Source organism: Halomonas profundus (genome assembly GCF_020865425.1).
GTDB classification, from domain to species: Bacteria; Pseudomonadota; Gammaproteobacteria; order Pseudomonadales; family Halomonadaceae; genus Vreelandella; species Vreelandella titanicae.
In genome coordinates, this window is sequence record NZ_CP086344.1 from 52322 (window position 1) to 65154 (window position 12833).

Here is a 12833-nt window from a genome sequence, read left to right on the forward strand (position 1 = left end):
TCACACTAACGTGCGGTTTTCCGGCGTTTTATGTCAGAATGCACTCCTCAGGAGGAATGCCCATGACTCAGATGCGCTGGGAACAGTTACTTTCCCCACGACGTCTTCACGATCAACGCTCAACAAGTACCCGTGAAATCGGTCGTAGCCCGTTTCATAAAGATCACGACCGTATTGTTTTCTCAGGTTCATTTAGACGCCTAGGGCGCAAGACCCAGGTGCATCCGCTAACCGAAAACGATCATATTCATACGCGCCTAACTCACTCGCTGGAGGTTGGCTGTGTAGGCCGCTCCTTGGGCATGATTGTGGGGGAGTTGCTGCGCGATCGCCTGCCTGAATGGATTACGCCTGCTGACCTTGGCGTCATTGTCCAAACAGCGTGCCTGGGACATGACATCGGGAATCCCCCTTTTGGCCATGCGGGAGAGTATGCAATCCGTGATTGGTTTCAGCGCGCTCAAAGCAGTGGCCTGTTAGAAGGCCTTTCAAACGCTGAGCGCGAAGATCTGTTGACCTATGAAGGCAACGCCCAGGGTTTTCGGGTGATTACCCAGATCGAATATAACCAGTTTAATGGCGGTATGCGGCTTTCTGCGGCCACCTTGGGTGCATTGCTTAAATACCCTTGGACGGTTCGTTATGGTGGTCGAGCGGGCAAGTTTGGCGCCTATCAGTCAGAGCAGGTGCTGCTCAAAGAGGTGGCTGAAGCGGTAGGGTTGTTGCCCCAAGGCGAGCAGCGCTGGTGTCGCCATCCACTGGCGTGGCTGGTCGAGGCGGCAGATGATATCTGCTATGCCCTGTTGGATCTGGAAGATGGTTTGGAGATGGGCATCTTGCGCTATGAAGAGGTTGTCGAAATACTGCGCCAAATTGCCGGAGAGTTTCCGCCCGAGTATGCCGAAATGCAAGATCGTAATGTGTCACAGCGGCGCCGCATTGCACTGCTGCGAGGAGCTGCGATGGAGCGCGCGGTCAATGATGTTGGCACGGTGTTTGTGCAGCACGAGCAGGCCCTGCTGAGCGGCACACTCAGTGAGGATCTGTTGGAGCTGTGCCACCCTGACCTGGGATGGGGTGTTCAAGCGGCGAAGCAGTTGGCTCGAGAGCGCATTTTCCAGAATGAGCGTAAGGCGAAGCTCGAGATTGGCGCCTATACGACACTGGGTATCCTGTTGGAAGCCTTTATTGGCGCTGCACACGAGCTTCACCACACAGGGCACTCATCGTTTAAACACCAGCGTGTACTGGCCCTGATAGGTGAAAACACGCCCCTGCCATCTTGGTCACTCTACGATAGCTATCGGCGAATGCTGGACTTTATCGGTGGGATGACAGACCACTACGCGGTGGATCTAGCCCAGGAGATGGGCGGCCGACTGCGCGGTGATTGAGTACGCCGTAATTAAACCGAAGGTTGGCTCAGGTGCTTCAACTCCATCAACTGAGCGCGCTCAAGAAGCACATTAATGACCTTGTCATGGATGGCATCGTTGAGTGGGCCTGGGGTCAGCTCGGTCAGCTGCTTAGCAAGCGTGTCCCCGCTGACCACTAAAATATCAGGAGCGGCTTCGCTGTTATCTATTTTCCAACCCGGCAGCACCAATACGCCCCGTACCGGGACGGGCACGCCACAGCGCCGCTCTAACCAGTGAGTCAGCCAGTTAACCCCTTGGCGAGTTTTATGCAGTGGCCGACGTTCTTGCCCATGGGGAAAGCGCAACCGCTCGCGTTCCACCGCGACTGTATTGAGCTCATTGCCATCGGTGCCGATAGCGAGTGTTCTTGCCCGTGTCTCAACCACAAATACGCCATGGGGCGTTACTACGACGTGATCGATCGTGAAGCTATCGGTAGGCACATCGTGGAATACATAGTAAGGGTGTGCATCAGGGCGGACTAAGCGCTCCAGCTCTTGGCCAACGGCGAGCTCACAGGCTAAGCCTAACTTTAGCCGTCGGATACGCTGATAGTCGCGTACCAGCAATAATGAAAAAGTCAGTACCAGCAACGTACTAAGCAGCCCATACAGTGCCCACTCAACCCAGTCCTGCTTATCCACAAACAACATACGGCCCATTCCGTAAACTAGCGGAGCGAGGCTGATAATGGGCCCTAATGCACCATTTAAAAAAAGGCTGGAAAACGCTTGGTCAAGGCGGTGCCGTAGCGCTTGACCCGGCTCATGAAGGGGGGCGTTGAATGGAGAGTGAACGCGAGCATCGTGCAGGCTGCGCAGCGCGAGGACAATACTGGCCATTGCCGCCATGGGGAATAAAAAAATCAGGGGTAGCACGTATTCCAGCCAAGCCATTGCAGTGCCTTGCTCTATAGTGACTTACCCGATGGTAAGCCCCGATGGAAAGTTATAGTGGCGTAGAGGAGGCTAACCCCCAGCGAGTTTAACTTGGTAGCCAAGGGCGCTTAACTCCTGACGCAGGGTGTCGCGGTGGTCGCCTTGAATTTCAATAATACCCTCTTTAACTGCCCCACCCGTTCCACACCGCTTTTTAAGCGTTTTAGCTAACGTTTTAAGCTCTTCGCCAGGCAGAGGAATGCCACTGACGGTGGTCACGCCTTTACCTTTACGGCCACTCGTTTCGCGGCGAATGCGTACTACGCCATCAAGCGCCGCCAGCCGCTGCTGTTCGCTCAGATCATCGCAGTGGCAGTCATTGAGTGGCTCGCGGCAAGTGGGGCAGGTTTTGCCATGTTCGGTGGAATAAACCAGCCCACCGAGCTGGTCTCGTAAAGAGGCCATTTTTATCCTCCAATTGAGTGTTGGGGCACAGGGGTTTGCCAATACTCACGGGTGAGTCGCTCCACTACAGCGGGTAGCTGATACATATTACTAATCATGATAGCGTTTTCAGGCGTTGTCTCGGCATCCGGGAAACGGTTTAAGTGGATCACCGTCATTCCCGCCTGAAGCGCCGCGCGTACGCCTACTAAGGCATCGTCTATGGCAATGCAGTCATGCGCTGAATAGCCCATGATACTCGCTGCGTGTAGATGTAAACAGGGTTCGGGCTTCCAGCAATTAGCGGTATAGCCACTGAAAAAACGCTTACCGAAGTAGTGGCTGAGCCCTGTCGCTTCTAAAGCCGTATGAATTTTGCTTTCAGGCCCATTAGAAACCACTGCACTGGGATAAGCCGCCAGAGTATCCAGCGCTTCTTGGGCGCCGGGAATGGTGGTCAGCTCTTGGGCAAGCCGGGTGGCTAGATTGGCTCGCATAGAGACTTCCATGCGGTCAAGCTGGTCAGGGTCAACGTTACCGTAGCGTTGTTGCAGTTCAGCAACGATGCGTCGAAAGCGCGCTCCACGAAATTCGCCAAGATAATCAGTAGACGCGAAAGGCAGGCCTACTGAATTGAGCCCGGCAGCCATCTCTTCAGCCAGTAGCGGCTCGCTATCGACAAGAGTGCCATCACAGTCAAACAGCAAAAGTGGGAGCGGCATTGTGGTTCCTTGCAGCGGCTTATGCACTGCCAGTGTTAGTTGAAGCCATCCATACTGCTATTGAACGGGATTTTACGTCATTTGTGAACACTGTTTTGTTATTTTTTGCTTGCCTGAACGTGACTCTTGAGCCAGCTTAAATGGCTACACTCATTTTGCTGGCTACTGTTGTAGGCCATCTAGCGTCAGCAGACGCAGTAGTACAAGCGATGGAAATGCCTCAGCTGCGCTGAAGAGATAGTGGGGATGCACTATTCTTTCATAACCACGACATGGAGAATGCCTAATGCGATTAACCCCTTGGTTTCTACCCTTTGCACTTAGCGCTGCCTTATTAACGACCACTGGCTATGTGTTTGCTGATAATCATGCGTCTGAGGGTGAACAGCACGAACCTCTGGATGATGAAGCGCTTGAAGAGGAGTACGGCATTAAAGCGGGATCAGTAAAGCGTGATGAAGGTGAAGGCGCTTCTTCTAGCGATTCCGAAGGCGCTGATGAGCAGGCACGCGTCCGTGAAGAAGAAGAGGAAGAAGAGAAAAACGAAGAAGTAGCCACTAGCGAGGGCGAAGCTGACGTCGAGTTAGAATCGGGTGAGAGTGAAGAGCGAAACCCAGAGGCGGGCACGGGCGGCACTGGCAGCCCAGAAGATGCCATTCATAGCAGCGAAGAAGAGAATAGCGAAGATGACGAGGATGGCACCGACGATAATGCATAACGTCAGTGCCTAAGCGTTACTTGGCGAGTCGGCGCGAGTTAGCGCTACTACGCTGATGGTAAGGCTTCATTGTGCGCTGGCTGGTCACCCACCAGGGAGCCTGCTTGCCGCTCATTGAGTTGAGCAGCGCTTTTTGCATGACGAGGCCAGCTTCCATGCTGGCCTCGAGTTTTTCGGTGACCATACGTTGATTTTCTTGCATCATTTTGGGGCTGAAAAACGGCTGTGTTTGCCATAAATGATTTCGCATAGTGATCGTCGACAAAGACGTCGACCATAGCTCAAAGGCCATGATACCGACTTTCCATATATCGAACATCGCTACCGGGGGAGTGGGCATTAGGGGAAGGGAAGTTGTGGGTTTCATCAGCGTTGTGGCCTCCTTGCTGGAACACGAGACATCGTGACCTCATCTCCAGTGTTAGCGCATCTATGCTGCATTGCAATATCTATTTAATTAGCCACAAAAAAAGACGACCGGTTGGTCGTCTTTTTCGAAAGTGGGCCAATTACAAGCTTATTTTACCTTGGGAGCCAGTTCGCCGCGCTCATAGCGCAGGAACATCTCTTCCAAGCTGATCGGCTTAATCTTACTGGCATTGCCGGCCGTACCAAAGGCTTCGTAGCGGGCGATACATAGATCGCGCATCGCGGTAACGGTCTCTTTCAAGAACTTACGTGGGTCGAATTCTGACGGGTTCTCAGCCAGGAAGCGACGCACGGCACCGGTAGACGCCAAGCGTAGGTCGGTGTCGATGTTGACCTTACGCACGCCGTGCTTAATGCCCTCAACGATCTCTTCGACTGGCACGCCGTACGTTTCGGGGATCTCACCGCCGTGCTGGTTAATCACTTCCAGCCACTCCTGGGGAACAGAAGAAGAGCCGTGCATGACCAGATGGGTGTCCGGAATTCGCGCGTGGATCTCTTTAATACGCTGGATAGAGAGCGTGTCACCGGTAGGCGGCTTAGTGAACTTGTAAGCGCCGTGGCTGGTGCCAATGGCAATCGCCAGTGCGTCCACATGGGTCGCTTTCACAAACTCTGCGGCTTCTTCTGGGTCGGTAAGCAGTTGCTCCATATCCAGCTTGCCTTCCGCGCCAATACCGTCTTCTTCACCGGCCATGCCGGTTTCCAGGCTGCCCAGGCAGCCCAACTCGCCTTCGACGGAAACGCCACAGGCGTGAGCCATTTCCACCGCGCGGCGGGTAACATTGACGTTATAGTCGTAGTCGGTGGGCGTTTTACCATCTTCACCCAGCGAGCCATCCATCATCACCGAGGAGAAGCCGAGCTGAATAGAACGCTGGCAGACCGCAGGGCTGGTGCCGTGATCCTGGTGCATGACCACAGGGATATGCGGAAACTCTTCGACGGCCGCCAAAATCAGATGGCGCAGGAAGGGCGCACCCGCGTACTTGCGTGCACCGGCAGATGCTTGCACGATGACCGGCGAATCGGTGGCATCAGCGGCTTCCATAATGGCGCGCATCTGCTCAAGGTTGTTGACGTTGAACGCCGGAATGCCGTAACCATATTCGGCGGCGTGGTCGAGCATCTGGCGCATGCTGATCAAAGCCATGAAGTTACCTTATCTATGTTGTAAAGACTGGGTTGTCAAAATTGGGTTTAAAGACTGAGCTACCAGTTTGAACGATGGTGAGTGTTTAGATTCAAGTCGTGTAATGTTAACCGCGTTTGGCGGCGGCTTCGAGTGCAGCAACGGCAGGCAACTGCTTGCCTTCGACATACTCAAGAAAGGCGCCGCCACCGGTTGAAATGTACGAAACGCGATCCGCAATAGCATATTTATCAATGGCCGCTAAGGTATCGCCGCCACCGGCAATAGAGAAACCTGCGCTATCAGCGATAGCCTGGGCGATTACCTGGGTACCTTTACCGAATTGATCGATTTCAAAGACGCCGACAGGCCCATTCCATAAAATAGTGCCAGCATCCTTAAGCATGCTGGCCAAATGTGCAGCGGTGTCTGGGCCAATATCCAGAATCATCTCGTTATCAGCCACCTGGTCGACCGGCTTGACAACGGCCTTGGCCGACTCAGAAAACTCGGTGGCAACGACAACATCGGTAGGAAGTGGAATCGAGACCTTCTCCATCAGTGCTTTGGCTTGGCCCACCAAATCAGCCTCATGGAGTGATTTACCGACATTGTACCCCGCGGCGGCAATAAAGGTGTTGGCGATGCCGCCGCCGACAATCAGTTGATCACATTTATCAGCCAGCGCGGTGAGGACATCCAGCTTGGTAGAGACCTTCGAGCCGCCGACGATGGCTGCCATGGGCCGAGCCGGGTGTGCCAGCGCTTTCTCAAGTGCATCGAGTTCCTGGGCAAGCAAAGGGCCAGCGCAGGCGCTAGGGGCAAAACGCGCCACGCCATGGGTAGAGGCTTGGGCACGGTGGGCGGTGCCAAAAGCGTCCATCACAAAGATATCGCACAGCGCGGCGTACTGTTTCGCCAACTGCTCATCATCTTTTTTCTCGCCGCTGTTAAAGCGCACGTTCTCTAGCAGTACGACGTCGCCATTGGCGAGATCCAGCGTTTCGCCGACCGTTTCACCGAGATAGGCTTTGATCAGCGGCACTGGGCGGCCTAACAGTTCACCCAAGTGCTCAGCCACCGGCGCGAGGGAAAACTCCTCAGCGGGTTCACCTTCGGTGGGGCGCCCTAAATGGCTCATCAACATCACCTTCGCCCCAGCCTTTGCGGCGGCTTGAATGGTCGGCAGTGCGGCGCGCAGGCGGGCATCGCTGGAGACGCGGCCATGTTTGATGGGCACATTCAAATCTTCACGAATCAGCACGCGTTGTCCTTCCAGGGGAAGGTCAGTCATCTTTTTTACATTCATGGAAGCGGTTTCCTCGTGTTTAGGCCGTGGAACTCAATATAAACAGTTAATGCAAATAGGTTACGTTTCTGTCGAAAGTCTGGCCAGTCGCTGGCTAATATCGAGCATACGGTTAGCGAACCCCCACTCATTGTCGAACCAGCACAGCAGTTTGATAAGGCGCTTGCCAGCCACTCGGGTTTGGGTAGCGTCCAGGATGCCTGAGCGAGGGTCGTGATTAAAATCAACCGACGCCATAGGCGCTTCAGTATAGCCAAGCACGCCCTTTAAGCGCTGCTGACTGGCGGCCAGCAGCAGGTTATTTACATCGTCGCGGTGAGTGTCGCGGCTGACGGTGAGTGCCACGTCCATGGCAGAGACATTGATAGTGGGAACACGTACGTGCAGGCACTCAAAGCGGTTCGCAAGATTGGGCATCAAGCGGCTAATACCCAGCGCCAAGCCGGTATCCACCGGCACAATGGAGTGCATTGCCGAGCGGGTCAGACGCAGGTCGGTCTGGTGGTAGGCATCGATCACCGGCTGGTCATTCATCGCCGAATGAATCGTCGTGGTGACACCGTGCTCAAGGCCGAGAGCTTCATCCAGAACGGTCAACAGCGGCACCAGGCAGTTGGTGGTGCACGAAGCGGCAGAGAGTATGCGCTGGGAAAGCGCCAGCTCGCCTTCATTAATGCCCCACACAATGGTGGCATCGACATCATTTTCCGCTGGCTGGGAAAACAGCAGCCGCTTAGCGCCTGCCGCTAAGTGCAGCTCAGCGGTGGCACGATCTTTAAAGCTCCCGGAGCACTCCAGCACCAGATCCACATCAAGCGCCTTCCAGGGTAACTTGTGTGGATCTTGTTCGCAGAGTACCTGGATGCGCTGGCCGTTGACGATAAGGTACTGACCGTCGTTATCGACGTCACCGGGAAAGCGGCCATGGGTGGTGTCGTAACGGGTTAGATAGGTGATGGTCGCGAGATCAGAGAGTTCATTAATGGCGACCACTTCAAGTTCGGGGTGTCGCCGCTCGACGAGCGCCCGCAACACGCATTGGCCAATGCGTCCGTAACCGTTAATGGCGATGCGATACCTGGGAGCAGAATTAGCCATGCAGAAGGGTGGCTCTTAAAAGTGAATCAACAATAATCGAAATAGGCTAGAACTCGTTGTGATGATAACGTATTTCAGCGGACGATTCTTATTAACTGCCGGTGCCTATCAGCTGCCCATGCTTATTAATCGCCAGGCGAGTGGCAGCAGTACTGCGGTGAAAATACCGGTAAGGCTCATGCCCAGTGATGCAAAAGCCCCAGCGGTGGGGCTGATCTCAAATGCTCTTACCGTGCCAATGGCATGGCCGTTAAGCCCCAGGGCGAAACCGATCAAGCGCTCATCGTCAATATGCAGCCAACGCGCAGCGAGGCTGACACAGGGAATCGTGATCACCCCGGTGACCAGCAGCGCACCCAACAGCAGGGCTACCGTACCACCAAGCTGTTCCGTAATGCCGATAGCGATAGGCGCGGTTACCGATTTAGCGGCAATGGAAGCGAGTATGGTGTCCGAGCTGCCCAGTAACCAAGCAATTGCCAGTGAATAGCAAGCTGCCAGCGTTGCGGCGATGGGTAAACAAATCGCCAGCGGTCGCCATAATTCAACAATCCGCGGCAACTGTTGATAAAGCGGCATACCCAGCGCCACCGTGGCTGGCCCCAATAGCACCGTTAGCCATGTGGCCCCCTGCTGATAGGTAGCGTAAGGCAGCCCTATCAGCGCTAACGCTCCCGCCAGTAGCAGCGCCGCGATCAAAATAGCGGGAAGCCAAGAAGGGCGCTTTAAACGCTGGAACAGCGCACTACCAAGCAAATAAGCGGCGAGCGTTAACCCCACCGCAAATAGCGGGGTGGTGGTTAATAGAGTGAGCAGCGGTGTATCAGCGGACATGCGGCTGCCCGATTAGTCGCTTGAGCAGCCACAGCGTGGTTATCACGCTGAGTAACGTACCCAACACCAAGGCAATAAGAATGGCACTCCACTGCCCAGCCAGTTCGCCGATGATGAAAAACACTCCTACAACCCCGGGCATAATCAGCATAGCGAGGAGCGCAATAAGCGGCTGGGCGGCAGCGGCAATGCTGCTAGGGACACGGCCACGAACGGCGAGCGTAGCGCAGAGCAGCAACATGCCGATCACGCCTGACGAGATCGGCAAAGCGGTGAAGTGGATTACCACTTCACCGATAAGCCAGTAGCTAATCAGCCATAGAAAGCCACTGAGTGCTGGCATGGCTTAGCCGAGTAGTTCGTTGGCTTGCTTGACCACATTGTCGACGGTAAAGCCGAAGTGCTTGAACAGATCCCCCGCTGGTGCGGATTCACCGTAGGTGGTCATGCCGATCACGCGGCCGTCAAGACCCACATACTTGTACCAGTAGTCGGCATGGGCGGCTTCGATGGCGATACGCTTGGTCACCGCCTTGGGCAACACGCTCTCACGGTACTCGGCGTCCTGGCCGTTAAAGCGATAGGCCGAGGGCATGGAGACCACGCGTACCGCTTTGCCCTGCTGCTCGAGCTCGGCGGCGGCGTCCATCGCCAGGCCGACTTCAGAACCGGTGGCAATCAGAATCAACTCCGGCGTTCCTTCGCTGTCCTTAAGAACGTACGCACCGTTCTGAATGGCTGCCAACTGAGCTTTAGTGCGCTGCTGGTGGGGCAGGTTCTGGCGTGACAGCACCAGCGCCGTGGGGCCAGAGTGACGCTTGATGGCCGCATCCCAGGCGGCGGCGGTTTCGACCGCATCACAGGGACGCCAGGTATTGAGGTTCGGCGTGGTACGCAGGCTGGTGAGCTGCTCAATGGGCTGGTGAGTCGGGCCATCTTCACCCAGGCCGATGGAGTCGTGGGTAAACACGTAAATCACCTGCTGGCCCATCAGCGACGCCATGCGAATCGAGTTACGCATGTACTCCATAAAGATCAGGAAGGTTGCACCGTAAGGTACCAGACCACCGTGCAGGGCGATGCCGTTCATGACCGCCCCCATGCCAAACTCACGGACACCGTAGTGCAGGTAGTTGCCGCTGGCGTCTTCCGGGGTGATCGCTTTGGCGCCTTTCCAGAAGGTCAGGTTAGACGGTGCCAGGTCGGCACTGCCACCCAGCAGTTCCGGCATTTGCGGGCCGATCACATTCAGCGCTTCGAACGAGGCCTTGCGTGACGCAATGGTTTCGCCACGCTCTTGGGCCTGCTCGATCAAGGCTTCGGTAGGCAGTTCCGCGGGCAGCTGGCGCTTCATTCGGCGAGTGAACTCTCGCGCTTCCGTGGGGAAGGCTTCAGCATAGCGGGCAAACCGCGCGTCCCACGCCTGCTGAGCCGCTTTGCCCGCTTCACGGGCATCCCAGGCGGAGTAGATCGGCTCGGGAATATGGAAGGGCGCATGGGGCCAGTCGAGCTGAGTGCGTGCCAGGGCCACTTCGTCGTCGCCTAAAGGGGCGCCGTGGGCGTCTTCCTTGCCCTGCTTGTTGGGGGCACCAAAGCCAATGATGGTCTTGCAGATAATCAGGCTCGGCTTATCGTCGTGGCTCTTGGCCAGCTCAATAGCGGCTTTCACCTCTTCAGGCTTATGACCATCCACATTGGGCACCACGTGCCAGCCGTAAGCTTCAAAACGCTTGGCGGTATCGTCGGTAAACCAGCCTTCCACTTCGCCATCAATGGAGATGCCGTTATCGTCGTATACAGTGATCAGCTTACCCAACTGCTGGGTACCGGCCAGAGAGGCCGCTTCGTGGGAGATACCTTCCATTAAGCAGCCGTCACCTACAAAGCACCATGTGTGGTGATCGACGATGGTGTGGCCGGGGCGGTTAAACTGCGCCGCCAGGGTTTTTTCCGCGATGGCAAAGCCCACGGCATTGGCAAAACCCTGACCCAGTGGGCCAGTGGTGGTTTCAATGCCGGGCGCGTAGCCGAATTCCGGGTGGCCCGCGGTGGGCGAATGCAGCTGGCGGAAATTCTGCAGCTGTTCCAGGCTTAGCTCGTAGCCGCTGAGGTGGAGCAGCGAGTAAAGCAGCATGGAGCCGTGGCCATTGGAGAGCACAAAGCGGTCACGATCGGCCCACTTGGGGTCTTCGGGATTGTGCTTGAGGTAGTCATTCCATAGCACCTCGGCGATATCAGCCATACCCATGGGGGCGCCCGGGTGGCCGGATTTGGCCTTCTGAACGGCATCCATGGACAGGGCGCGAATGGCATTGGCTAGCTCAAAACGGGACGGCATGGGGGTGCTCCTCGCCTGAAAACAGAAATTATAAAGGCGCTATTGTCGCTGACTTCCCATGTTGCGGCAAATGTAGCGGCAAATTCTGGGGATCACGTTCTGGGAAGCATCGCCGACAGCGTGTAGACTCTGCCTCCCGACGCGGTAGAAAAGTAATGCTATCGCTTCACTAATACGGGCAGGGGACACCTGCCATGATTTCCTGCTGATGCTGTGGATTAAATACAGCCGTCATACAGAGGGTAGAGTGCGCGATGAGCGAATATTCCCTGTTTACCTCCGAGTCCGTCTCCGAAGGTCATCCCGATAAGATTGCCGATCAGATCTCTGACGCAGTGCTAGATGCCATTATCGCCCGCGATAAACAGGCCCGCGTTGCCTGTGAAACCATGGTGAAAACCGGGGTGGCGATCATTGCCGGTGAAATTACCACCTCCGCCTGGGTCGATTTAGAAACCCTCGTGCGTGATGTGATTATCAGCATTGGCTATAACTCGTCCGACGTGGGCTTTGACGGCGCGACCTGCGGCGTGGTTAACCTGATTGGCAAGCAGAGTGTCGAGATTGCCCAAGGCGTTGACCGCAGCAAACCGGAAGATCAGGGCGCTGGCGACCAGGGCTTGATGTTTGGCTACGCGACTAACGAAACCGACTCTTTTATGCCGGCACCGATCCACTACTCTCACCGGCTGGTCGAACGTCAGGCCGAACTGCGTAAAAATGGCCTGTTGCCGTGGCTGCGCCCGGATGCCAAGAGTCAGGTAACCTTCCGCTATAACGCCGAAGGCCAGCCCTGCGGTGTCGATGCCATCGTTCTCTCTACCCAGCACGACCCAGATATTGATCAGGAAGACCTGCGCAAAATGATCAAGCGCGAGGTCATCGAGCAGGTGATCCCCGCTGAGTGGTTGGATGACAGCACCCAGTACCATATCAACCCGACCGGCAAATTCGTGATTGGTGGCCCGGTAGGTGATTGTGGGCTGACTGGACGTAAAATTATCGTCGACACCTACGGCGGCATGGCACGCCACGGTGGTGGCGCGTTCTCGGGCAAAGACCCCTCTAAAGTGGATCGCAGCGCCGCCTATGCGGGCCGCTATGTGGCCAAGAACGTAGTAGCCTCAGGCCTGGCTGACAAGTGTGAGATTCAGGTCTCCTACGCGATTGGCGTTGCCGAGCCGACCTCGGTCTCCATCGACACTTTCGGCACCGGTAAAATTGACGATGCCAAGATCGTTGCACTGGTTCGCGAGCACTTTGACCTGCGCCCCTACGCGATCACCAAAATGCTTGATCTGTTGCACCCGATGTATCAGCTCACCGCCGCTTACGGCCACTTTGGCCGGGCACCGTTCGAGCACAGCTACACCTGGAACGACGATAAAGGCCAAGCGCATACCGAAACCTTTACCGCCTTCCCGTGGGAAAAGATTGATAAGGCTGAAGCACTGCGTAAGGCCGCCGGTTTGTAAGAGATTCGCTACACCGTTTGTAAGAAATGGATTAAATC

13 protein-coding genes are annotated in these 12833 nt (G+C 55.8%); 3 read left to right on the forward strand and 10 right to left on the reverse strand.

Features of this window, described 5'->3' with window-relative positions:
• Positions 1 to 62: 62 nt before the first annotated feature.
• Positions 63 to 1394 carry a deoxyguanosinetriphosphate triphosphohydrolase gene (locus LMS44_RS00235; RefSeq protein WP_138801697.1) on the forward strand — a complete coding sequence of 444 codons (1332 nt, stop codon included), beginning with the start codon at positions 63 to 65 and terminating at the stop codon, positions 1392 to 1394.
• 11 nt (positions 1395 to 1405) lie between these two features.
• Here the strand turns inward: LMS44_RS00235 and LMS44_RS00240 are convergent, their stop codons facing one another.
• The 3 genes from LMS44_RS00240 to LMS44_RS00250 all read right to left on the reverse strand — a co-directional run bounded on the left by LMS44_RS00240 (position 1406) and on the right by LMS44_RS00250 (position 3462).
• Complete coding sequence (locus tag LMS44_RS00240) at positions 1406 to 2314, reverse strand: nuclease-related domain-containing protein (RefSeq protein WP_138801698.1); 909 nt, start codon at positions 2312 to 2314, stop codon at positions 1406 to 1408.
• A 72-nt stretch (positions 2315 to 2386) separates the two neighbouring features.
• Positions 2387 to 2761: a translation initiation factor Sui1 gene (locus LMS44_RS00245; protein ID WP_027958965.1), complete on the reverse strand. Its 375-nt coding sequence runs from the start codon at positions 2759 to 2761 to the stop codon at positions 2387 to 2389.
• A 2-nt stretch (positions 2762 to 2763) separates the two neighbouring features.
• Positions 2764 to 3462, reverse strand: coding sequence for an HAD family hydrolase (locus LMS44_RS00250; protein ID WP_027958964.1), 699 nt, complete (start codon positions 3460 to 3462; stop codon positions 2764 to 2766).
• Positions 3463 to 3748: 286 nt separating this feature from the next.
• Here LMS44_RS00250 and LMS44_RS00255 point away from each other — a divergent pair, with 286 nt between their 5' ends.
• On the forward strand, positions 3749 to 4180 hold the full coding sequence (locus tag LMS44_RS00255) for a hypothetical protein (protein WP_027958963.1): 432 nt from the start codon (positions 3749 to 3751) through the stop codon (positions 4178 to 4180).
• A gap of 16 nt (positions 4181 to 4196) precedes the next feature.
• Here LMS44_RS00255 and LMS44_RS00260 read toward each other — a convergent pair whose 3' ends face one another.
• The 7 genes from LMS44_RS00260 to tkt all read right to left on the reverse strand — a co-directional run bounded on the left by LMS44_RS00260 (position 4197) and on the right by tkt (position 11320).
• A complete protein-coding gene (locus LMS44_RS00260; protein WP_027958962.1) occupies positions 4197 to 4547 on the reverse strand; it encodes a hypothetical protein in 351 nt (116 codons plus the stop codon).
• 150 nt (positions 4548 to 4697) lie between these two features.
• Positions 4698 to 5762, reverse strand: a complete 1065-nt coding sequence (gene fba, locus LMS44_RS00265) for a class II fructose-bisphosphate aldolase (RefSeq protein ID WP_009288694.1) — start codon at positions 5760 to 5762, stop codon at positions 4698 to 4700.
• 106 nt (positions 5763 to 5868) lie between these two features.
• Positions 5869 to 7050 (reverse strand): phosphoglycerate kinase, encoded by a 1182-nt coding sequence (locus LMS44_RS00270; RefSeq protein ID WP_041159554.1) that lies wholly within the window; start codon positions 7048 to 7050, stop codon positions 5869 to 5871.
• Between the two features lie 60 nt (positions 7051 to 7110).
• Positions 7111 to 8148, reverse strand: a complete 1038-nt coding sequence (locus LMS44_RS00275) for a type I glyceraldehyde-3-phosphate dehydrogenase (RefSeq protein WP_041159555.1) — start codon at positions 8146 to 8148, stop codon at positions 7111 to 7113.
• Positions 8149 to 8256: 108 nt separating this feature from the next.
• Positions 8257 to 8982 (reverse strand): LrgB family protein, encoded by a 726-nt coding sequence (locus LMS44_RS00280; protein WP_009288691.1) that lies wholly within the window; start codon positions 8980 to 8982, stop codon positions 8257 to 8259.
• Positions 8972 to 9325, reverse strand: a complete 354-nt coding sequence (locus tag LMS44_RS00285; RefSeq protein WP_027958960.1) for a CidA/LrgA family protein — start codon at positions 9323 to 9325, stop codon at positions 8972 to 8974. Before LMS44_RS00285 ends, LMS44_RS00280 begins: the two co-directional genes overlap by 11 nt.
• A gap of 3 nt (positions 9326 to 9328) precedes the next feature.
• A complete protein-coding gene (gene tkt, locus LMS44_RS00290; RefSeq protein ID WP_161463855.1) occupies positions 9329 to 11320 on the reverse strand; it encodes a transketolase in 1992 nt (663 codons plus the stop codon).
• Positions 11321 to 11574: 254 nt separating this feature from the next.
• Here tkt and metK point away from each other — a divergent pair, with 254 nt between their 5' ends.
• Positions 11575 to 12795, forward strand: coding sequence for a methionine adenosyltransferase (metK, locus tag LMS44_RS00295; RefSeq protein WP_027958904.1), 1221 nt, complete (start codon positions 11575 to 11577; stop codon positions 12793 to 12795).
• The last annotated feature ends 38 nt before the right edge of the window (positions 12796 to 12833 follow it).